General features: G+C 39.2%; 21 protein-coding genes. 7 read left to right on the forward strand and 14 right to left on the reverse strand.

From position 1 onward, the window contains the following. Nucleotides 1–254: 254 nt before the first annotated feature. Complete coding sequence (locus tag NU887_RS16175; RefSeq protein WP_338081015.1) at nt 255–842, forward strand: SH3 domain-containing protein; 588 nt, start codon at nt 255–257, stop codon at nt 840–842. 3 nt (nt 843–845) lie between these two features. Here the strand turns inward: NU887_RS16175 and NU887_RS16180 are convergent, their stop codons facing one another. From NU887_RS16180 to NU887_RS16210, 7 genes are all read right to left on the reverse strand, one after another. Then, complete coding sequence (locus tag NU887_RS16180; protein WP_258424425.1) at nt 846–1,472, reverse strand: LON peptidase substrate-binding domain-containing protein; 627 nt, start codon at nt 1,470–1,472, stop codon at nt 846–848. 149 nt (nt 1,473–1,621) lie between these two features. After that, nucleotides 1,622–2,629: a type I glyceraldehyde-3-phosphate dehydrogenase gene (gap, locus tag NU887_RS16185; protein WP_258424426.1), complete on the reverse strand. Its 1,008-nt coding sequence runs from the start codon at nt 2,627–2,629 to the stop codon at nt 1,622–1,624. 334 nt (nt 2,630–2,963) lie between these two features. Continuing rightward, nucleotides 2,964–5,192, reverse strand: a complete 2,229-nt coding sequence (locus NU887_RS16190; RefSeq protein WP_258424427.1) for an NADP-dependent isocitrate dehydrogenase — start codon at nt 5,190–5,192, stop codon at nt 2,964–2,966. 235 nt (nt 5,193–5,427) lie between these two features. After that, on the reverse strand, nt 5,428–6,222 hold the full coding sequence (locus NU887_RS16195) for an amidohydrolase (protein WP_258424428.1): 795 nt from the start codon (nt 6,220–6,222) through the stop codon (nt 5,428–5,430). A 22-nt stretch (nt 6,223–6,244) separates the two neighbouring features. Next, complete coding sequence (def, locus tag NU887_RS16200; protein ID WP_258424429.1) at nt 6,245–6,799, reverse strand: peptide deformylase; 555 nt, start codon at nt 6,797–6,799, stop codon at nt 6,245–6,247. Next, nucleotides 6,796–7,209, reverse strand: coding sequence for a Holliday junction resolvase RuvX (gene ruvX, locus NU887_RS16205; protein WP_258424430.1), 414 nt, complete (start codon nt 7,207–7,209; stop codon nt 6,796–6,798). The genes def and ruvX overlap by 4 nt, the downstream gene beginning before the upstream one ends. Further along, on the reverse strand, nt 7,209–7,967 hold the full coding sequence (locus tag NU887_RS16210) for a hemerythrin HHE cation-binding protein (protein WP_258424431.1): 759 nt from the start codon (nt 7,965–7,967) through the stop codon (nt 7,209–7,211). The genes ruvX and NU887_RS16210 overlap by 1 nt, the downstream gene beginning before the upstream one ends. Before the next feature lie 162 nt (nt 7,968–8,129). Here NU887_RS16210 and NU887_RS16215 point away from each other — a divergent pair, with 162 nt between their 5' ends. Both NU887_RS16215 and NU887_RS16220 read left to right on the forward strand, forming a co-directional pair. Further along, nucleotides 8,130–9,779, forward strand: a complete 1,650-nt coding sequence (locus tag NU887_RS16215; RefSeq protein WP_258424432.1) for a S41 family peptidase — start codon at nt 8,130–8,132, stop codon at nt 9,777–9,779. Between the two features lie 123 nt (nt 9,780–9,902). Continuing rightward, complete coding sequence (locus NU887_RS16220; RefSeq protein WP_258424433.1) at nt 9,903–10,349, forward strand: VOC family protein; 447 nt, start codon at nt 9,903–9,905, stop codon at nt 10,347–10,349. 62 nt (nt 10,350–10,411) lie between these two features. On the opposite strand, the gene NU887_RS16225 is transcribed toward NU887_RS16220, so the two are convergent. The 7 genes from NU887_RS16225 to NU887_RS16255 all read right to left on the reverse strand — a co-directional run bounded on the left by NU887_RS16225 (nt 10,412) and on the right by NU887_RS16255 (nt 17,657). Further along, a complete protein-coding gene (locus tag NU887_RS16225; protein ID WP_258424434.1) occupies nt 10,412–11,005 on the reverse strand; it encodes a porin family protein in 594 nt (197 codons plus the stop codon). Nucleotides 11,006–11,092: 87 nt separating this feature from the next. Then, the gene (locus tag NU887_RS16230) at nt 11,093–12,166 is read right to left on the reverse strand and encodes an alanine racemase (RefSeq protein WP_258424435.1); all 1,074 of its coding nucleotides are present in this window, start codon (nt 12,164–12,166) and stop codon (nt 11,093–11,095) included. 1 nt (nt 12,167) lies between these two features. Next, the gene (locus NU887_RS16235) at nt 12,168–12,608 is read right to left on the reverse strand and encodes a GNAT family N-acetyltransferase (RefSeq protein ID WP_258424436.1); all 441 of its coding nucleotides are present in this window, start codon (nt 12,606–12,608) and stop codon (nt 12,168–12,170) included. Further along, nucleotides 12,601–14,043 (reverse strand): sodium:solute symporter family protein, encoded by a 1,443-nt coding sequence (locus tag NU887_RS16240; RefSeq protein ID WP_258424437.1) that lies wholly within the window; start codon nt 14,041–14,043, stop codon nt 12,601–12,603. The genes NU887_RS16235 and NU887_RS16240 overlap by 8 nt, the downstream gene beginning before the upstream one ends. 173 nt (nt 14,044–14,216) lie before the next feature. Then, on the reverse strand, nt 14,217–14,966 hold the full coding sequence (locus NU887_RS16245; protein ID WP_258424438.1) for a succinate dehydrogenase/fumarate reductase iron-sulfur subunit: 750 nt from the start codon (nt 14,964–14,966) through the stop codon (nt 14,217–14,219). A 27-nt stretch (nt 14,967–14,993) separates the two neighbouring features. Then, nucleotides 14,994–16,928: a fumarate reductase/succinate dehydrogenase flavoprotein subunit gene (locus NU887_RS16250; protein WP_258424439.1), complete on the reverse strand. Its 1,935-nt coding sequence runs from the start codon at nt 16,926–16,928 to the stop codon at nt 14,994–14,996. A gap of 45 nt (nt 16,929–16,973) precedes the next feature. After that, entirely contained in the window at nt 16,974–17,657 is a 684-nt protein-coding gene (locus NU887_RS16255; RefSeq protein ID WP_258424440.1) for a succinate dehydrogenase cytochrome b subunit, read from the reverse strand. Between the two features lie 261 nt (nt 17,658–17,918). Here NU887_RS16255 and NU887_RS16260 point away from each other — a divergent pair, with 261 nt between their 5' ends. The 4 genes from NU887_RS16260 (at nt 17,919) to fabD (ending at nt 22,826) form a co-directional block, all read left to right on the forward strand. Beyond that, nucleotides 17,919–20,696 carry a T9SS type B sorting domain-containing protein gene (locus NU887_RS16260; RefSeq protein ID WP_258424441.1) on the forward strand — a complete coding sequence of 926 codons (2,778 nt, stop codon included), beginning with the start codon at nt 17,919–17,921 and terminating at the stop codon, nt 20,694–20,696. Further along, entirely contained in the window at nt 20,693–21,100 is a 408-nt protein-coding gene (locus NU887_RS16265; RefSeq protein ID WP_258424442.1) for a thiol-disulfide oxidoreductase DCC family protein, read from the forward strand. Before NU887_RS16260 ends, NU887_RS16265 begins: the two co-directional genes overlap by 4 nt. Nucleotides 21,101–21,201: 101 nt before the next feature. After that, the gene (locus NU887_RS16270; RefSeq protein WP_258424443.1) at nt 21,202–21,855 is read left to right on the forward strand and encodes a carbonic anhydrase; all 654 of its coding nucleotides are present in this window, start codon (nt 21,202–21,204) and stop codon (nt 21,853–21,855) included. 95 nt (nt 21,856–21,950) lie between these two features. Next, on the forward strand, nt 21,951–22,826 hold the full coding sequence (fabD, locus tag NU887_RS16275) for an ACP S-malonyltransferase (protein ID WP_258424444.1): 876 nt from the start codon (nt 21,951–21,953) through the stop codon (nt 22,824–22,826). The last annotated feature ends 132 nt before the right edge of the window (nt 22,827–22,958 follow it).

The raw sequence follows: 22,958 nt of genomic DNA on the forward strand, positions 1-22,958 counted from the left end.
GCTTTTTTTATCTTTCTGATAGTTATCAGGCGAGATAATCAGTTACGAATTGATTTGTTTTTTTTTAAATCATTCCCGTAATTGGAGTGCAAATTTAAGCCTCTGAATTTAAAATGCCAAACCTAAACCGAATCTTTCTTACAAAATTTATAATATTTTTATCCGCTTTTTTACAAAGCTTTAATTGTCAGGCCAATATATCAAAGCTCCAAAAAGCAGATTCTTTGTTTTCGACCAAGAATTACCAAGAAGCAATGTTAGTTTACGAAGACTTGCTGAATAATGAAGAAACTTTCTCCCCGGCGATGCTTTTGAAAATGGCTTTTATATCCGAGGGAAAGGGAGATTATTCAAGTTCAAGTTACTTTTTAGCCAAATATTATGATCAAAACCCCAACCAAAGGGTAATTACGAAAATCAAATCCCTAACCGAACAAGTAAACCTAATAGGATACGAACTCGATGACAGTGACAGATTATTTAAATTTGTATCTGATTTTCAAACAGAACTATCCAGTACATTTTCATTCTTGCTCTTCCTTTCTCTCATTCTTTTATTTGTATTTAGGACCAAAGCTGATAAACCAAGGTATTACCTTCCCACGGTTTTTTTGATCGTCATCGTATTTGTCATAAATAATTTTCTTTCTGAACCCAAAACAGGAATAGTAACAGGCAGCCCAACCCTGGTTATGGATCAACCTACAGCAGGAAGCAAATTGATTCAAGTCGTAGAGCCCGGTCACCGGGTAATCATCAAATCAACAAAAGATGTATGGTATGAGGTTACTTGGGGAGGAAAGGTAGCTTTCGTCAAAAAAGACAACATCACAAGGCTTTGACAGTCAAAAATCCAAAGGATCTAGATTTTTAAAATGTCCGTTCATCTGGATTTTCTTTTTGGCGCTTTCAATATCCTTTAAAATTGGGATTATTTTCATCATGTGTCTGACAAGAAATCTTATCCTCTCAGATTCATTTGTCATCAGCAGAAGTTCATATTCTTCGGGTAGACTTAATCCCAATTTGTGGGCAAAAGAAAAGGAATTAAGATGGAGTGGGACAATTTCAGTTTGAAATTCCATCAGCCTGAATAGTTCTTTTAGATAAAAAATGAATTCGCTATACTGGTTTTTTCCCACCCTGGGATCATTGTCATAAAAGACCACTTTACCGCCAGCATACAGCTTATCAATCATGGGATTTTCAAAAGAAAGCATCTCAAACACCCTTTTCCCCCTGGTCTTGATGTCCATTCTGCCGTCATCATAAACTTTTGATACCTCCTCCAACTCTACCTCTGTCCCAAAGGGCATCAGTTTATCCAAATAAACCGCAATGCCAAAAGTTCCTTTGGAAGTTTCAATATCTTTGATTAGCTGTTTATACCTTGGTTCAAAAATATGAAGATTCAATTGTTCACCGGGAAAGGCAACAAGTTTCAAAGGAAATAAAGGTAATTTTTGACCCATACTTAATTTAACTGTGTTGGTGGGTTTTGGTTATCCAGAACCCTACAAACTTATCAGTAACAAAATGAAAATAAAGGTACATATCCCTATTTTCAAAAAAAAAGCTGCCTCAAATTGAGACAGCCAGTTCTTTGCAAATCAATTACTGATTAAGATTTGCTTGCTATATAGGTCAATAGGTCAACGACTTTGTTGGAATATCCCCACTCATTGTCATACCAAGAAATTACTTTTACAAAAGTATCACTCAATTGGATACCTGCTTCAGCATCAAAAATTGATGTCCTAGGATCACCATTGAAATCAGTAGAAACAACAGCATCTTCCGTATAACCTAGGATACCTTTCATTGAAGTCTCAGATACCTCTTTCATTTTTGCGCAAATTTCTTTGTAAGTCGCAGGCTTCTTCAATCTAACTGTCAAATCAACAACAGAAACGTTTGGAGTTGGAACTCTGAAAGCCATTCCTGTCAATTTACCGTTCAACTCAGGAATCACTTTTCCAACTGCTTTGGCTGCACCTGTGGAAGATGGGATGATGTTTTGAGCTGCACCTCTGCCGCCTCTCCAGTCTTTTGCAGAAGGACCGTCAACGGTTTTTTGGGTAGCAGTAGTGGCGTGAACTGTGGTCATCAAACCTTCTTCGATACCCCAATTGTCATTCAAAACCTTCGCAATAGGTGCAAGACAGTTGGTGGTACATGAAGCATTGGAAACAAATACCATATCTGAAGTATAGGAACCTTCATTTACGCCCATCACAAACATAGGAGTATCATCTTTGGAAGGTGCGGACATGATTACTTTTTTGGCACCTGCATCTATATGACCTTGTGCTGTTTCCTTGGTAAGAAAAATACCGGTAGATTCTACCACATAATCAGCACCAACTTCTCCCCACTTCAAATTAGAAGGGCTTTTTTCTGCAGTCACTCGGATTTCATTGCCATTAACTACCAATTTACCATCTTTTACCTCCACACTTCCTTCAAACCTACCATGGGTAGAATCATATTTCAACATGTAAGCCATGTAATCTACATCGATAAGGTCATTGATAGCCACGACCTGAACATCACTTCTATTTTGTGCTGCCCTAAAAACCAATCTACCGATCCTTCCGAAACCGTTGATTCCTACTTTAATTTTGCTCATAGTTATTTTATTTATTGTTGTACTGGTTAGTATGCAAAAACGAATTTTTGAAGCTTATATCCTCAAGAATTGAAATAATCAACCATTTTTAATGGGCTAAATTTACCAAATATATCTTGCTCCCCAAAATATTTAAAGGTTTGAAAATGAACATTTTAAAATACAAACAAAATACAATCGATTGCGAAAAAAACGTCCAAAATCAAATCTCTGATAATCAGAAGCATACTTTTGAGTCCATTTTTTAATAAAGTCTATATTAGCTGAAGTTATTTTGTCAAGTGATCAAAAAAAAAAGCGGCATGAGCCGCTTTTCGGTGATTATTGATCAGATTTAAATTTTCGCTAAGATATCATTGAATGTTTTACTTGGTCTCATGACTGCTGATGTTTTAGCCTCATCAAGTTTATAATATCCTCCGATATCAACTTTCACTCCTTGGGCATCATTAAGTTCTGAGACGATTTTAGCTTCATTTTCAGTCAATTCTTTGGCAATGGGTCCAAACTTGGTTTTAAGATCTAAATCCTTGTCTTGTGCTGCCAAAGCTTCTGCCCAATACATAGCCAAATAAAAATGACTTCCTCTGTTATCTAATTCTTTGGCATCTCTTGAAGGTGATTTGTCATTCTCAAGGAACTTGCCTGTAGCATGATCCAAAGTCTCTGCCAATACCTTCGCCCTGTCATTGGAGAAAGTATCTCCTAAATGTTCAAGGGAAACGGCCAAAGCCAAGAATTCACCCAAAGAATCCCACCTGAGGTGATTTTCTTCGATTAGCTGCTCGACATGTTTTGGAGCTGAACCTCCTGCTCCTGTTTCAAAAAGTCCTCCCCCATTCATCAGAGGAACTATTGACAGCATTTTGGCACTGGTACCTAATTCCAATATCGGGAATAAGTCAGTCAGGTAATCTCTCAACACATTGCCCGTAACAGAAATCACATCTTTTCCTGCCTTAATTTGTTCTAAAGAAAATCTTGTAGCAGCTTCAGGAGTCATAATCCGGATATCCAAACCTTTTGTATCATAATTTGGTAGATACTGATTCACTTTTTTGATGATTTCTGCATCATGGGCTCTTTTTTCATCGAGCCAGAAAATAGTGGGAACACCGGTGGCTTTAGCACGGTTGACTGCCAACTTTACCCAATCCTGCACCGGTGCGTCCTTGGTTTGGCACATTCTCCATATGTCACCTTTCTCTACTTTGTGTTCGATCAAAGTCACTCCTGACTCAGAAACAACCTTTACCACTCCGTCAGATTCTATCTCAAAAGTCTTGTTATGCGAACCGTATTCTTCTGCAGCCTGTGCCATCAAACCTACATTGGGAACACTCCCCATTGTAGAAGGATCGAAGGCCCCATGTTCTTTACAGAAATCAATTGTCTCCTGATAAATACCGGCATAGCAACGGTCAGGGATCACGGCTTTGGTATCTTTTAATTTACCCTGCTTGTCCCACATCTTACCTGATGTCCTGATCATAGCAGGCATAGACGCATCGATGATGACATCACTTGGCACATGCAGGTTTGTGATTCCCTTGTCTGAGTTGACCATAGCCAACTCCGGACCATTCGCAAGACAAGCTTCTATATCAGCTTCAATTTCTTTTTTCTTTTCGGCAGGCAAGGAAGAAAGCTTGGACACCAAATCCCCAAAGCCATTATTTACATCTACCCCGATTTCTTTAAGAGTAGCTGCATGCTTTTCAAAAACCGGAGCAAAGAACACTTTTACCGCATGACCAAAAATAATCGGGTCAGAAACCTTCATCATCGTGGCTTTCATATGGAGCGAAAACAAAACCCCTGCTGCTTTGGCATCTTCGATTTGTTCCTTCAAAAATTGTCTCAACGCTTTAACGCTCAACACAGAGGCATCAATGATTTCCCCTTTTTGCAAGGCGAGCTTTTCTTTCAATTTGACTACATTACCCGCAGCTGTATGCAATTCGATATTTACAGAACCGGCATTTTCCAATGTGACTGATTTTTCGCTTCCGTAAAAATCACCGTGACTCATGCTTGCAACATGGGTCTTGGAATCTGAAGACCACTTGCCCATACTGTGTGGATTGTTTTTGGCATATTGCTTTACAGCCAATGGAGCTCTCCTGTCTGAATTCCCTTCTCTCAGCACCGGATTGACAGCACTTCCTTTTACTTTATCGTATTTAGCTTTGACCGATTTTTCCTCTTCACTTTTTGGATCATCTGGATAATCAGGCAATCCATATCCCAACCCCTGTAATTCTTTGATCGCTGCTTTCAATTGAGGCATGGAAGCGGATATGTTCGGTAACTTGACAATATTGGCCTCCGGCAAAGTGGCTATATTGCCTAATTCAGACAAATCATCATTGATTTGCTGCTCCGGTTTTAAATGCTCAGGAAATAAAGCTATAATCCTTCCTGACAAAGAGATATCCCTTGTCTCCACCGCAATTCCGGCAGAATCAGTAAAGGCTTTGACAATAGGTAACAAAGAATAAGTAGCCAAAGCAGGCGCTTCGTCTGTCAGCGTATATAGAATTTTAGCTGTTTTTGTAGTCATTTTCAATAGATTCAGATAGGTATAACAATTTTTAATCGAAAAGGTCCAAAGAAACAAAATGGCATCCGAAACAAACGGATTATACCCAAAATATCTTGGCCAATTTTCAAAATTTCGGCTAAATTAAGCAATTTATTGCGGTTTCAAACAGGGATTATACCAAGGGAAAATCGGCGAGTAGAAAAGGGAAATTCGGTTAACTGCGGTCAAAATCCTATGCCGGAAAATTAAAAAATCATTGCAAATCAAATATATCCACATCAAGCCAAGCTGGGAATTTCTCCCTGTATTCATGCAGGGAATCAAGGTCAAGCTCAATAAATAAAATTTCTTCTTTACTTTCAGAGAAACCCAAAGTTTCACCTTTGAAATTATACACTGCAGAATGGCCTGAATAAGGGATCCCATTACCATCCTGACCGATTCGGTTTACACCTATGGAATAGGAAAGATTTTCTACAGCCCTAGCCTTTAATAAAATATCCCATGCACTGATTCTTGGACTTGGCCAGCTTGCTATATAAAAAAGAAGGTCGTATTCCAGCTTGTCATCCTCAACCCTGTTTCTTGTCCAAACAGGAAACCTGAGGTCATAGCAAATTTGTGGCATTATTTTCCATCCCTTCAATTCAAATAATTTCCTCTCAGTTCCCATATCGTAATGGGCATCTTCTCCTGCCATCCTAAACAAATGCCTCTTGTCATAAAAATCAACTTTCCCGTCTGGTCTGACCCAAAGGAGTCGGTTGTAAAAATTTCCCTTTTCCTCAATGACTATGCTGCCTGTGACCAAAGCCTGTGTCTGGGCTGCCATTTGCTTCATCCATTTTGTTGTGGTGAAGTTCATGGGTTCAGCCACTTCTTTGGCATCCATTGTAAAACCTGTCGAAAACATTTCAGGCAATATGATCAGGTCAACATTAGAAGACAAGTTCATGAGTTTTTCTTCCAACATAGCCATGTTTGCAGTTTTGTCTTTCCAATAAAGGTCAGTTTGAATCAAAGCTATTTTCAAAGAAGTGGGATTCATGAGCGGTTTTAGAAAAAAGGAATTATTTTAGTGGGTAAACCATTCTGTAATCAGTGGGCACTTTCCCTTTGCTGATGTCTACTAGCTTGCTTTGGACCATTCTTTTTTTGAGGCCTTTGAGGTAATCGATAAAAAGAATTCCCTCAAGATGGTCGTATTCATGTTGGATTACCCTTGCTGTCATACCTGAAAATTCTTCTTCCTTTAGGTTCCAATTCTCATCAAAATATTCCAAAGTGAGTTTTTCAGGCCGTATAATTTCCGCCCTGATATCAGGGATGCTAAGGCAACCTTCTTCAAAGCTATAATTATCTCCATATTCGTCCAAAATGATGGGATTGATAAAAACCCTTCTGATACCTTTTTCCTCGTCTTTTTCATCAAGCATCAAGGTGCTGTCAATCACAAAAAGTCTGATTCCTTTATTGATTTGGGGAGCAGCCAATCCTACTCCGCTGGCATTGTCCATTGTGTTGAACATATCCTGGATCAATTCATTGATGTTTTCACCTTCATGAATTTCTTCCGCCTCTTTTTTAAGGATTGGGTTTCCAAAGGCAACTATTGGGTAAATCATATTTGTTCTAAGTAAGATTGGAGGATAATAGCAGCGCTAACTTTATCGAGATTGCCTGTTTTTTCTATTCTGTCTTTTTTCTTGCTTCCCATAGCAATCATGCTCTGCATGGCCATTTTGGAGGTGAAACGCTCATCCACAAGAACAAGTTTCTTGTCGGGAAACAGTTTTGAAAGTCTGTCTTTCAAACTGATGACTTTGGGTGTCATTTCATTTGGATTGCCATCAAGATGCTTAGGAAAACCCAAGACAATGGTTTCTACTTCTTCTTTTTTAAAATAGGAGGTCAGAAAATCAATGAGTTTTTGCGTTTCAACCATCTCAAGAGGATTGGCGAGCATCTTGAGTGGATCTGTAACTGCGATACCTGTTCTTTTGGTTCCAAAATCAATGGCTAAAATTCTGCCCATCAGTTGTTACGGATTTTCTTTTTGATTTTTCTTAGCACTTCTTTTTCCAACTCAATGGCCTTTGGAAAAAGCAAGTGATCCTCAATTTGCGCATGAACTCTCAATTCTTTTTCAAAAACCTGGAGCTCGTTGTACAATACTTTCATGCTAATGGGCGCATCTTCAGGCAAAAAATATCCTTTTGTGAGTTTTCTTATGCCTTCCATTTCATCGTCATGAGCATCATGGGCTTCAGAGAACAATGAAACGGGACTTTTCTCCAAAATCAATAAGGCATCATTGAGCCGGTATTCATCGGCTTCAATTTGGTGCAATAATTTAATTCTATTGAACAACTTGCTTTCTTCCTCATGGATGTGATGAATAAAATCATCCACAAAAAGAGGAAACATGATCCTCAAGTCTCCCAAAATCCCATTGTAGGCTTCTTCTACCTTAATCCCCGAAATCATATTGGATAAAAAAGGCAATTCCTGCCTCACAAAGAAATAGTGCTTCCTTTTAAGGTAAGAAACCAGAACTTCAATCGGATGTAGGTAGAGTTCCTCAGAAGTAGGCTCTTTAATCTTTGCCCAAGATTCGAGCTCATCAATCAGTTGTTGGGAATTGATCTTAAATTTTTTGCAGACCTCAAAAAGAGAATTTTGCTCATACTGAAAAAAACTGATCCCAAAATAATGAAGTACCGCAGCAAAGACATAATTCTCGGAAACGAGTACTTTGATAGGGCTTTTTTCGATATCTTTGGAATCAAACATGGTTACAAAATTAAGGTATTTTAACCAATTACGCTTAGACTATTCACCAAAATTGAATTTATTGCATTTATCTAAACGAAATGCTCCAAATTTCAGTTTAAAGATATATTTGGCTAAATTTCAATACCCAATACAACAAGAATTTATTAACAGGAGGATATCGTGAGCGAAATCAAAAACACAAAACAACAGATTAGATTGCCCTTGATATTGGCTTTAGCCATTTCTGCAGGCATCTGGATAGGAGCCACATTTGCAGAACCAAAGAGTGATACAAATGACCTCAAAGCAGCCATTTATAAGCTGCAGGAGATAATCACTTATATCAACAGGGATTATGTTGACAGTGTCAACACCAATGAACTTGTTGAATTTGGGATTGAAAAGATGCTGGAAAAGCTTGATCCCCACTCTACCTACATACCTGCTAGGGATGCTACCTTGGCCAAATCCGAGTTAGATGGGGAATTTGATGGCATCGGTGTGGAGTTCGGAATTATCAGGGACACCATTTATGTGGTAGCGCCACTGACAGGAGGTCCATCCGAAAAACTTGGTATCCAATCAGGTGACCAAATCATCAATGTAGATGGCAAAACTGTAGCAGGTACAGGCATTACCAACCGTGATGTTTTTGATTTGTTGAGAGGTCCTAGGGGCAGCACAGTAAAAGTGGAAATCAAAAGGAAAAATCAGAAGGACCTGATCCCTTATGATATCATCAGGGATAAAATCCCACAATATAGCATCAACGCTACCTATATGGTAAATGATGAGGTTGGCTATATCAAGGTAACGAGGTTTGGGGCAACCACCCATGAAGAATTCAAAAAATCTGTTAGCGAACTGAAAGAAAAGGGAATGAAAAAACTCATCCTTGATCTTCAAAACAACCCTGGAGGGTATATGGGTGCCGCTATCAATATTGCAGACGAAATTCTAAATTCCAACTCACTGATAGTTTCACAAAAAGGAAAATTAAACAGGTACAACCAAAAAGCATACGCTGTCAAACCTGGCTTGTTTGAGGATGGATCTGTGATCGTTTTGATCAATGAAGGAAGTGCTTCTGCATCAGAAATTGTGGCAGGTGCACTGCAGGACAATGACAGAGGATTGATTGTAGGAAGAAGATCTTTTGGAAAAGGATTGGTACAAATGCCGATTGACCTTTCTGATGGAGCAGAATTAAGACTTACCATTGCAAGGTATTATACCCCCTCAGGACGTTCAATCCAAAAGCCCTATGGAACTGATGAAGATTACAGTAGGGATTTTTCAAACAGATTTGAGCATGGAGAATTTTTCTCAGCTGACAGTATCAAGTTCAATGACAGTTTGAGGTATGAGACCGTTTCAGGCAGATCTGTATATGGTGGAGGTGGCATTATGCCTGACTTCTTTGTTCCACTAGATACTACAATGGCAAGTGCTTATGTCAACAGATTATTTAATTCAGATTCCGCCAGAGAATTCATTTTAGACTACCTAGATAAAAACAAGAAAAAGTTTGATGGCATGAGTTTCGAAGACTACTACAAAAAATACCAAGTATCAGAAGAGATGTTGCAGACATTGGTTAAGGTCGGTGAAAGAAATAAAGTCAAATTTGATGAAAAGGATTTTAACAAGTCAAAAAATTATCTCAAGATCCTCCTAAAGGCCCACATGGGAAGGCAAATATATGATGACAATGCCTTTTATATGGTAATCAATGACATCAATGAGGTCTATCTCCAAGCTTTGGGACTATTTGAAGAAGCAGAAAAACTTGCCTTTTCATCTAAAGAAAAAACCAATGAATTGGAATAATAAAAATTAACTTTAAAATGGGGCTTTAAAAGCCCCATTTTTTTTTGAATTCCATTCTGCTTTACCCGAGCGAGGATAATTTTCAAAAAAAAGTAAATTCAAATCAATAAAACCCAAACTCCTATGAAAAAGCCGGCTATTCCATTTTTGTTTTTCCTAATGACCATTATCGCACCAAATCTTATGGCCCAACAAACAAAAATCACGCATATCGCAGTCTATGTAAAAGAATTAAAGAGAAGTACTGATTTTTATAAAAACATATTTGAATTTCCTGAAATCGAAGAACCGTTTAAAGACGGATTACATACTTGGTTAAATATTGGAAACAACCTTTCTCTCCACCTCATTGAAGCACCTTGGGAACCTGTCACGATCAATAAAATCAACCACATCTGCTTTAGTGTCACCGATATGGATTTGATCATTTCCAATCTTAAAAAACAAAAGGTAGAATTTGAAGATTGGCCTGGAAACAAAAACAAAATAAATATCAGACCGGATGGCATCAAACAGATTTATGTACAAGACCCGGATGGCTATTGGATAGAAATCAATGATGAATATTAAAAAAGAAAAACACCCCTTCAAAATTAAGAAGGGGTGCGGAATTATTGATTGAAATAACCTCTTTAGAAGGTTACACCCAAAGAAACTTGGAAACCTCTGTTATACACATCTACATTGCTGTTTTTGAAGACTGGACTCAGTCCGTAATTGTAAGAAGCTTGTAGATTCAGGCCTTTGGGGAGATTATAACCCAATCCCACCAAAACACCGAAATCAGAATTGCTTACCGATTCGGTGTCAAAACTGATAGTAGATCCGAATAAATCCCCCTCAAATTTTGAGGATGTAAGGAATGACAATTGCGGTCCTGCAAATATATTGAGGCCCTCACTGAGGTAAAATCTAAATAGAACAGGAACATCGACATATTTGAGAATAGCCCTGGAATTTGCGAAATCATCATTTTGAGTCCCTTTGACAGAATAAAATAAGCCGGGTTCTATTGCAAAGGAGTTTCCAATAAATAAAGAATTGTATAATCCTAAATGGTAACCTATTCTGTTTGAATAATCATTACTTGACGCATCATCTCCTCCAAAATTGAAGAAACTCGCGCCGCCTCTCAATCCAAAACCTCCTTTTTTGTCGGTATCTTGGGCTTGACTTTGAAGGGAAATCAATGCTGCAAAAGCGAAAATTAATGTGATTTTTTTCATAAGTCTAAATATTAGTTGGTTTAGAGAAATTTGCCAATACCATGCCAAAGAAACCCTAAAACCATTAAAAAGTAATTAGTACTTATGTTAGGCTATGATCACCTTATCCACATAACTTGAGTTCATTATCCCTAAAGCTCCCATATATTTAAGGTTGAATTTGATCAGGTCGCCGACTTTATATCCCTTTGGATTCTTACCTAAATTGAGGATAAGCATATCTGAACTTGCCCCTAAAATTTCAAATTCGTCATCTTTGGCAATGAGGTATTTAGGATCTATATCCAGCAATCCTATGTCTAAAATTGCTCTGAAAGAAGTCTTTCCATATAGTCTTTCGTCTATTTCCACGATTTCACCCTGTGGATTCGCTGCCAATGTTCCGGTAGGCAACAAGGATTTTTCTTGCATTTCGATAATTTCCGCATTGAGTTCAAATACATCGCCGTGCATGCCCGGAATTATTTTCTCTTCAAAAAGATCCACGCCAAAATAAAGTGTCTCCCCAATTCTAAAATGATTGATGCCTTTAGGTAACTGATGAGTTTTGATCATTGGTATGGTGACGGAGGTTCCGGCTGAGACCCAAGGGATCCTTTTATTGAATTTCAATTCAATAATCTGTTTATAAAGGGAAAGTTGAATCAGTTTATCAGAAGACGGCATTACACCATTGAGGCAGTTCAGGTTAGTCCCAAGTCCAATGATTTCAATATTGGGTAACTCAAAAATCTGTTCGTAGAAATCAACAATATGATCACCGATTACTCCTTCACGCAAGTCACCTGTCTCGACCATAATGATGATTTTATGGTTTTTTGATTGGTTTTTTGCTTCCGCCGAAATCCACCTGATGGTATTCAGTTCACTGTTCAAGCTCACATCCGCATACTTGACCATTTTGGGAATATTCCTTTTTGAAACAGGTTTGATGTAAACAGTCTGAATATCTGAGGAAATTTCTTTGACTTTCGCAAGATTACTGATCCGAGAATCATGTATTTCATTTACCCCAAGAGCTATTAGTTCCTTAAGAAAACTCCTGTTACCGCAAAGTAATTTGGATACAACTCCCCAAGAGATGTTGTTTTCTTCAAAGGTTTCATTGAGGTAAGTGAAATTTTCTTGAAGTTTGGTTCTATTTAATGTCAAAAATGCCATCTTATTTTTTTAACCTCATTTCTAAATACTTATTGGAAAACCCAAATTTTTCATAGAGTTTTTTGGCAGGATTATCCGGCTCCACATGCAGGGCAATATCTCCGTGTGCTAAATCGATGACGGTTTTCATCAAAGTTTTTCCGACTCCTTTTCCCCGCTGTGAGGCATCTACTGCGATATAGACAAGGATATTTTCCGGGATATAACCTGACATTCCGGTTTTATTTACCACAACCGCACCCACAATTTGTCCTGAATCTCTTGCCATAACCACAAATCCGCCTTTATCCCCGGCTTGATCCAAAGCGTAATCCAAACATTTTAAAATCTGATTAATAGGATCACCGTATTGCTCCAATTGGACAAAAAGAAAATCAGCAATTTCTTTTTTCTGCAAATAAGTGGCTTGGTCAAATGTGGAAAGGATTTCGATTTTAAGCATAAGTTTTTGATTTGATTTGGTTAGTTGGTTTTCTTAATTGAGAGACAATCAAATAGGTCACCAAAGCCGTGATAATTCCATAGAAGTTGGCATCAAGATCCAAAGGAAGTTGAATTTTGAATATACCTAAGATTAGTGTTACGATACCGCCTGAGATCATTGAGGCTAATGCTGCATTGGGGTTTCTATTTTTGGTAAACAAACCAAAAATAATGGGAACAAATAGCCCTGATACCATAAAAGCATAACTATGTAACATCAATTCCAAAACATTGGTCATCTGAAGGGAAATAATCAATGCCAAAATCCCAAGAATTAAAGTAAACAGCTGACTGTATCTCATCTGAATTTTTTCATTTTTAAACTTCATCCATTTACCAAAAATATCGGTCGTAAGGTTACCTGAAGCTGCCATCAGACAGGAATCTGCGGTAGACAGCACCGCTGAAAAATAAGCAGCCATCATCAATCCCAATATTCCGGGTGGAAGAATGGTACGGAGTAAAATCGGAATTCCCATTTCAGGATCCATCATTTCCGTACTCACAAATAACAAGCCCTGTTCAAAGGCAACTCTTGATAGCAATCCTAAAGCAACTCCCATGAAAGCCATTATTGGCCATTCGAAAAGTCCTGCGATGAACCAAGCTTTTCGGGCAGATTTGACATCCCGACTCGCAAAAATCCGTTGATAAAGTGTCATTCCAATAAACCAAATAGGCAGAATTGTGATTCCCCAATTTGCAAAGTCCTGCCAACTCAGATTATCCAACCTAAAAAATTCAGGTGGCAAAGTTGCTTGGATAACTTCCCATCCGCCGACATGAAAATAAGCAGTCGGTAATCCGATGAAAATAAACCCCAACATAAGGATAATCCATTGGATAGTGTCTGTGTAAATTACAGCCTTAAGGCCTCCCAAGACAGTGTAAATGACTGCGATAGCTCCCATGAAAATAAGTGATTGGGTGAGAGAAAGGTCTACAAATGTACCTGAGGCTAGTTTTGCCCCGGCAAGCAGCTGTGATGAGGTAAAACCCAAATACCCAATCAGGGAAATGAATGCAGCTACTAGTCCGACTTTCTTGGAAAATAAATGCTCAAAAATCTGAGGAAAGGTATAAAAACCTGAAAAAGCCTTGTCCTGTTTGATTCGTGGAATTAAAAATACACCTGCAAGCCAAGCTCCTAATAAACCGGTAAACAACATCCAGCTTCCAGATATTCCCATGACAAACCCAAGTCCGCCCAGTCCAACCGAAAATCCTCCACCCACATCAGTAGCCACTACCGAAAGGCCGATATGCCAGCTTCCGATGTTTCTTCCTCCTACAAAATAATCGTCTTGATTTTTGTTTTGATGCATGAAATAATACCCTACTCCAAGCATCAGTAACATGTACCCGACAAAAATGCCGAGGTCAATGTAATGCATTCTTTCCTTTCCTTAATATCTAATAAAAAATCTATTTAAATTCATTTTTCAAAGATACGAATAATTAATTTAGTCCAAAAGAAAGAATTCATATAATTTCACCGATGTTAGGAAAGAAAAATGCAAAAAAAAAGCCGGACAAGCCGGCTTTTTTTGTTCTATTATTTTTGGAATTAAACGTTTTGACTGCTTACTACAGCAGAGAAATATTCTCTGTTCATTCGGGCGATATTGGTAATACTGATTCCTTTTGGGCATTCAGCTTCACAGGCACCGGTATTGGTACAAGCACCAAATCCCTCGGCATCCATCTGTGCAACCATTTTTTCCGCTCTTGTTTTTCTTTCTACCTGTCCTTGTGGCAACAAAGCCAACTGAGAAACTTTGGCAGAAGTAAACAACATGGCAGAGGCATTTTTGCAGGCAGCTACGCAAGCACCACAACCTATACATTGAGCGGCATCCATTGCCATATCAGCAATAGTTTTAGGAATCGGGATTTCGTTGGCATCAGGAACACCACCGGTATTCACCGAAACATACCCACCTGCCTGTATGATCCTATCAAAGGCAGACCTGTCAGTAACCAAATCCTTCAAAACAGGAAAAGCCTTTGCTCTCCATGGTTCGATGGTGATGGTCTCCCCGTCACTGAAAGAACGCATGTGAAGTTGGCAAGTGGTGGTTTGCTGAGGGCCATGTGGCTTGCCATTGATATACAGCGAGCACATGCCACAGATACCTTCTCTACAATCATGGTCAAAATGTACCGGATCTTCTCCTTTTGCGGATAGTTCTTCATTGAGTACATCAAGCATTTCCAAAAAGGACATATCCTTAGATATTCCTCCCAATTTGTAGTCTTTAAATCCCCCCTTGTCGGAGTTGTTTTTCTGTCTCCAGATTTTCAAAGTTAAATTCATATCTCTAACGAGTTTAATGCGTCTGGTTTACTTATAACTTCTTTGGGTCAGTTTTACATTTTCGAAGATCAATGGTTCTTTGACCAATTCTTCTTCCTGACCTTCGCCCAGATATTTCCAAGCTGCTACATAAGCGAAGTTTTCATCATCTCTTAAAGCTTCACCTTCAGGCGTCTGGTACTCTTCCCTAAAGTGTCCACCACAAGATTCATTTCTGTTCAAGGCATCATCGACCATCAGTTCCCCTAATTCAATGAAATCAGCAACCCTATGTGCTTTTTCAAGGGATTGGTTGAGTTCTTCATTGTCACCAAGTACATTGACATTAGACCAAAACTCTGCTTTCAGTTCTTTTATCATTGCTTTGGCTTTTTTCAAACCTTCTTCGGTTCTGGCCATTCCGCAATAATCCCACATAATCTTGCCCAATCTCTTATGGAAATGGTCTATTGTTTTTTGACCTTTTATGCTCAGAAGCTTTTGGATTCTATCTTTGATTTCTTTCTCTGCTTTTTGGAATTCCGGATGGTCTGTTCCGATTTTTCCGGCAGGATTTTGTGCCAAATAATCACCGATAGTATAAGGGATCACAAAATATCCATCGGCAAGTCCCTGCATCAAGGCAGATGCTCCCAATCTGTTTGCTCCGTGGTCAGAGAAGTTGGCTTCACCCAAAGCATACAAGCCAGGGACATTGGTCATGAGATTATAATCTACCCAGAGTCCTCCCATTGTATAGTGGACTGCAGGATAAATCATCATCGGCATTTCATAGGGATTTTCTCCGGTTATCTGCTGATACATATCGAAAAGGTTGCCATACTTAGCACTGATGATGTCTTTCCCGTCTCTTTTGATGGCATCTCTGAAATCCAAGAAAACAGCTTCTCCGGTTTCATTTACTCCTCTTCCTTCATCACAAACATATTTTGCATTTCGTGATGCCACATCTCTTGGCACAAGGTTACCAAAAGAAGGATATTTTCTTTCCAAGAAATAATCCCTGTCTTCCTCTTTGATATCGTTAGCCTTGATTTGGCCTTTTCTAAGTTTTTCAGCTGTTTCTTGAGTAGCAGGTACCCATACTCTTCCATCGTTTCTCAAAGATTCGGACATCAAGGTCAATTTGGACTGATGATCTCCTGAAACCGGAATACATGTCGGATGAATCTGAGTAAAACACGGGTTTGCCATCAAGGCTCCTTTTTTATGTGCTCTCCATGCCGCAGTGACGTTTGACCCCATGGCATTGGTAGATAGGAAGAAAACGTTTCCATATCCACCTGTACAAAGCAAAACCGCATGTGCTGAGTGAGATTCGATGGCACCTGTGATCAGATTACGGGTGATGATTCCCCTTGCTTTCCCATCGATAGTCACCACATCCATCATTTCAGTTCGTGGATATAATTTCACTTTGCCATTGGCAACCTGACGGCTCAATGCCGAATAAGCACCCAAAAGCAACTGCTGACCAGTTTGGCCTCTTGCATAAAAAGTCCTGGAAACCTGTGCCCCCCCAAATGAACGGTTGGCTAGCAATCCTCCATATTCACGTGCAAATGGAACACCTTGAGCCACACATTGATCAATAATCTTTACAGAAACCTCAGCCAACCTGTAAACATTGGCTTCTCTTGCCCTGTAATCACCGCCTTTGACAGTATCGTAGAACAATCTGTATACTGAGTCCCCATCATTTTGATAGTTTTTGGCAGCATTGATTCCACCCTGAGCGGCAATTGAATGCGCTCTTCTAGGACTGTCCTGGAAACAAAACGCTTTGACATTGTATCCCAACTCCGCCAAAGAAGCAGCCGCCGAAGCACCTGCCAAACCTGTCCCCACAACAATGACATCATATTTCCTTTTGTTGGCCGGGTTGACCAACTTCACATTAAATTTATGTTTGGTCCATTTTTCTGCCAATGGGCCTTCAGGTATTTTAGAATCAAGTATCATCTAGGTCAGATTTAATTTTCTACATTCATTTCAATTCACATCCGATCAAAGGGATTGGATGTACATCATAATAGGAATCAAGGCGAATAGGGCCGGAACTACAATTGCAAAGCCAAAACCTACTTTTTGGATCAAGGGAGAATATTTCACGTGGTTTAGACCAAGCGTCTGAAAGGCACTTGAAAAACCATGAGAAAGGTGAAAGCCTAGAAAACCCATAGCGATCACATAAAAGACAACATACAAAACATTTGAATATGCCGCTGCAACTATCGCAAAGACATTTTTGTAAGTCACTCCTTCATAATCAACCATTGGCATTTCACCGAATTTGATTTCGTAATAAAACCCTTTGAGGTGAACCAATAAGAAAATCAGGATCACAGTCCCAAGAATCCCCATATTCCTCGAAGACCAAGTACTACTTGTTGATGCTTTACTTACTGCATAGTCAACAGGTCTTGAATTTTTGTTGTGTTTGGACAGTATTATAGAATAGATTACATGCAAAAGAATAAATGCGAAGTTGCCTATAGAAACCACCCTGATAAGCGGATTATGCGCCATGCTATCAGCATAAAGATTAAAGGATTCGCCGTTATCCGGCAATAATAGCTGCAGGTTACCAATCAAGTGGACAACCAAAAATAATATTAGAAACAAACCGGTTAGGGCCATAAGTAATTTTCTGCCCAAGGTGCTGCTTAAGGTTTTTGATACCCAACTCATATGATTTTTCTTAAGTGTTCGATTGAAAATAGGTTTTTAAACTTCGGTGCCAAATTTACATTTGGAAAGGTTAGCAAACAATCCAATAGCAATCGATTGAACTTATTTTAAATTATTCTAAATAGACTTTTTTAAGCTGTTATTTTTGGTCTATTAGGACATTACTCTAACCATATGTTTATTTTTATTGTTTGATTTAAGTGAAAAATTTCGTCCTGATTTATTTATTTTCGTATAACTTGATGATCAAATTCTACCTGCATGAGATTTAAATATTCATTTTTATTTTCCCTTTGTATTTTAATCCTTTCTGTCACCCAGGCATATGCCACTCACATCCGAGCAGGTGAGATCACCGCAGAGCGGGTATCGGTACAGACATTGACCTATAAAATCACTGTTGTAGGTTATACTGATACCAGATCAAGCGTGGAGTTTGGACCTGGCTTTATCAATTTTGGTGATGGAAGAGAAGTAAGTCTCAATACAGAAAGTGACTTTCAATTGGTAGAAGCTTTAGGAAATCAAATCGAAAAAAACACCTTTGTTATTGAGCATACATTTCAGGGACCCGGAAAATATACCATTTGGTTTAGGGAATTCAATAGAAATGACCTTACACTGAATATGGACAATTCGGTGGAGACTCCATTTTATGTAGAAACCCAGATTACCATTGATCCTTTTATCGGTGTGAACAATTCGCCTGTTTTGACTATTCCCCCGGTAGATAATGGAGCTGTCAATAGGCGTTTTATTCATAATCCCGGTGCTTTTGATCCTGATGGGGATAGCTTGTCATACAGCCTTGACATTCCAAAACAGAATTTCCAGAGACCTGTCAATAATTACAGAAGTCCTGCTACCTCAGAATTCAGCTTTAATAGAGAAGATGGTTCACCAAACCCATTTTTGACAGTGGACCCCATCACCGGGGACTTGGTCTGGGATGCACCGGGCCTTGCAGGACAATATAATGTGGCATTCCGGATCAATGAATGGCGTAGAATCGCCGGGGAATGGCAAATCATAGGCTATGTGGTGAGGGATATGCAGATTATCATCGAAAACTCCAACAACAACCGGCCGGTATTGATTCTTCCCGATGACCTATGTGTGGTCGCAGGTACCAAAATAGAAGAAATTATCCAAGGTTCTGATCCTGATGGGGACCCGATCAAAATTGAGGTTTTTGGAGATCCTGTAGAAATTTTGAGTTCGCCGGCCACCTATACTCCGGAATCAGTATTCCAGATTACTCCGGGCGTGATCAATTTTGAATGGCAAACTATCTGTAGTCATATCAGAGAAAGAGATTATCAGGTAAGGATTAGAATCACTGATCAGCCTAGATCAGGCCCTGCCTTGGTGGATATCAAAACTTGGAATATCAAAGTAATCGGCCCGCCTCCTGTTCTAGACAATATCGAACAACAACAAGGAAGGGCTGTCAACGTGGAATGGGCACCATACTCTTGTAGCAGCTCAGCCCAAACCATGCAGGTTTGGAGAAGAATCAATTCCGATCCCTATGAACCGGACTCCTGTGAGACAGGAATAAGATCCGGATATGAGTTGGTAGGGACAACGGACATGGCTACTTTCGATTTTCTGGACACCAATATGGGAGATGGTCTTGCTCCAGGGAATACCTATTGCTACAGGTTGGTCGCGGCATTCCCAAGTCCAAGATCCGGTGAAAGTATTGTATCAGAAGAAATCTGTATAACCATTGATGTCGATGTCCCATTGATTACCAATGTCAGCGTGGAAGCCACTGACACCGAATCAGGTCAGATTTTTGTGAAATGGACTCCTCCTTATGACATAGACAGAACCCAATTCCCAGGTCCTTTCACCTATGAGTTGATGAGGAACAATGGCTTTACAGGAAGCCAAAATAGGGTTTCGGTAATCAGTACCTCAGATACTTCCTTCACAGATACAGGTTTGAATACTGAAAATCTGGTATATAACTATAAGGTCATTCTAAAAGAAAATAATACCACTATAGACAGTTCAAGTTCTGCTTCTTCGGTAAGATTGGATTTGGTGATCATCAATGAAGCAATTGAGTTAAAGTGGCTATTCAATACACCATGGAACAATTCTATTTCCCAATACAAACATGAAGTATACCGAAACAGGAATGATCCTGATGCTTTGGATGAAAATACCTTTGAGTTGATAGCGGAAGTTGATCCTACCATTGCAGGTTTTACCTACTTCGATGATGGAAGACATAATGGCGTAACTTTGAAAAAAGATACAGAATATTGCTATTACGTGATCACAAAAGGCGCCTATAATGTAGATCTGATAGAATATCCTTTGGAAAACAAATCCCAAGTAATCTGTGCCAGACCTGATGATGATCGGTTGCCTTGTCCTCCTGTGTTAGTCTTTGAAGGTCCGGAATGTACAGAGTACTTGGCGGACAAAGGCTGTGGCAATAATACTTTTGAGCATGAACTCAGTTGGGAACCTGATTTTAGCGGAGTCTGTGATGATGAACTGAGCGCATTTAGGTTATACTTTACTTCAGAAGGGGAAGATGGACAATTCGATTTGGTCGGAACCTACTCAGCCTTTGAAAGAGATGCCCTTATTCAGGATCTTCCCAATTACAGAGGGTGCTATTATATTACTGCGGTGGATAGATCGGGAAATGAAAGCGAACCAAGCAACATTGTCTGTGTAGACAATTGCCCAAGTTATTTTCTCCCAAATGCCTTTACGCCAAACGGAGATGGAATCAACGAGACTTTCATGGCCTTCGACAATCCATTTTCCAAATGTCCTAGATTCGTATTGGGAGTCGAAATATTTATCGTCAACAGATGGGGTGTTGAGGTCTTCAACTACAACAGCCTCTCTTCCAATGAAAATGACATCTACATCAGATGGGACGGTACTGATAAAAACAACAACGAATTGCCATCAGGCACCTATTTCTACACTGCAACTGTCAAATATGATGTTTTGGATCCTGCCAGGAAAGAGGAAAAATTCAAAGGGACAGTTCAAATCATCCGATGAGAATCCAAGATAGGTTCGACATTATTCTTTTCGACGGCGTTTGCAATTTGTGCAATAGCGCCGTCGATTTTGTTATCCGCAGGGACAAAAATGACCGCTTTAAGTTTGGGGCATTACAGGATAATGCGACCAAATCAATATTAAAAGATTATAAAATAAATGAGGGTTATATTGATTCTATCATTTTGCTCAGAGGGGATGAAGTATTTTATAAAAGCAAAGCAGCACTGGAAATTACCAAAAACCTAGGGGGATTTTGGCCAATTTTGTATGTTTTTAACATTGTTCCATCGGTTATTCGGGATCCGATATATGATTGGATTGCAAAAAACAGGTATAAATGGTTTGGTAAAAAACAAACCTGTAGAATCCCAAATTCAATGGAAAGGGAGAAATTTTTGTGATTTTCAAATTGAAATTTTACCGAAACGTTAAAAAATAACCGACGCTATAAAGTTTTCTTTTTATCTTGAAAAAGATCATTCATTGTAATTATTTAAAAAAAATGGATATAAGCAGAGTTTTTGAAAACAACCAAAACTGGATCACCTCAAAACTTGAGATTGACCCGAACTATTTTGAAGATTTGTCCAAAGGACAAAACCCGGATATTTTATACATAGGCTGCTCTGACAGCAGGGTTACCGCTGAGGATTTGATGGGAGTTCAACCTGGGGAGGTTTTTGTCCATAGGAACATCGCAAATATGGTGATCAGCATTGACCTCAATGTGATGTCTGTTTTGAACTATGCTGTCAATAACCTTGGAGTAAACCACGTGGTAGTCTGCGGCCATTATTTCTGTGGTGGGGTCAAAGCGGCAATGAATGCGGCAGATCTCGGGATCCTTAATCCTTGGCTAAGAAATATCAGGGATGTGTACCGCATTCATAAAAAGGAATTGACTGCCATTGAAGATGAAAATGAGAAATACAACAGGCTGGTAGAACTGAACGTGCAGGAACAATGTGTCAATCTCATAAAAACTGCTGCTGTTCAAAAAGCAATCAAAGAAAGAGACTTGAAGGTTCATGGATGGGTTTTTGATATTAAAACGGGTAAGTTGATAGACCTAAACATTGATTTTCAAGCGATATTAAAAGACATCATGGAAATTTATAATTTGGGAGATTTCCATCATTCAGAAGTAAATTCTTAACCGGATATATCAGATACTTTCAAGAAATGGCCTAAACCTCAGGCCATTTTTTTTTGATATATTTGCCCTTTGTTAACCTAAATAAACCGCAAATTATGAAAGCATACGTTTTTCCTGGACAGGGCGCACAGTTTTCAGGTATGGGAAAAGACCTGTATGAAAGCAATGAAGATGCTAAAAAGCTTTTCGAAAAAGCCAATGAAATCTTGGGTTTCCGGATTTCTGACATCATGTTTGAAGGTTCGGATGAGGAACTGAAACAGACCAAAGTAACCCAGCCGGCCATCTTTTTGCATTCAGTAATTCTCGCCAAAACATCTCTTGATTTCAGTCCAAATATGGTGGCAGGTCACTCTTTGGGAGAATTTTCCGCTTTGGTAGCCAATGGAACTCTAGCCTTTGAGGATGGTTTAAAATTGGTTTACCAAAGGGCACTTGCTATGCAGGAAGCCTGTGAAATCAATCCCTCCGGAATGGCCGCTATCTTGGGCCTTGAAGATGAAAAAGTTGAAGAAATCTGCGCTTCGATCAAAGAGGAAATTGTCGTTCCTGCCAATTACAATTGTCCCGGGCAATTGGTTATCTCCGGAACAAACAAAGGAATAGAAATAGCCTGTGAAAAAATGAAAGAAGCCGGTGCAAAAAGAGCACTGCCTTTGCCTGTCGGAGGGGCATTTCATTCCCCATTGATGGAACCTGCCGGCGAGAAACTTCGAAAAGCCATAGAGTCTACGACTTTTCATCAACCAAGCTGCCCTGTTTATCAAAACGTAAGCACATCAGGTGTAAGCAATGTAGAAGAAATCAAGAAAAACCTGATTGCCCAACTGACCGCACCGGTCAAATGGACTCAGTCTGTTCAAAATATGGTGGCGGACGGCGCAACTCACTTTGTGGAATGTGGTCCGGGGAAAGTACTTCAGGGTTTGGTTAAAAAAATCCACAAAGAAGCCGAAGTCAGCAGCATTTAAAGTTGGGGATTGGTTAATTGGTTAATTGGTTAATTGGTTAATTGGTTAATTGAATTCTCAAGAAACTGAATTGAACTAATTGAAATAGAAAGAAAAAATGGGAAGCCATTCCAAATTAGGGATGGCTTCTTC

Source organism: Aquiflexum gelatinilyticum (genome assembly GCF_024741135.1).
Classification (GTDB): Bacteria; Bacteroidota; Bacteroidia; order Cytophagales; family Cyclobacteriaceae; genus Cognataquiflexum; species Cognataquiflexum gelatinilyticum.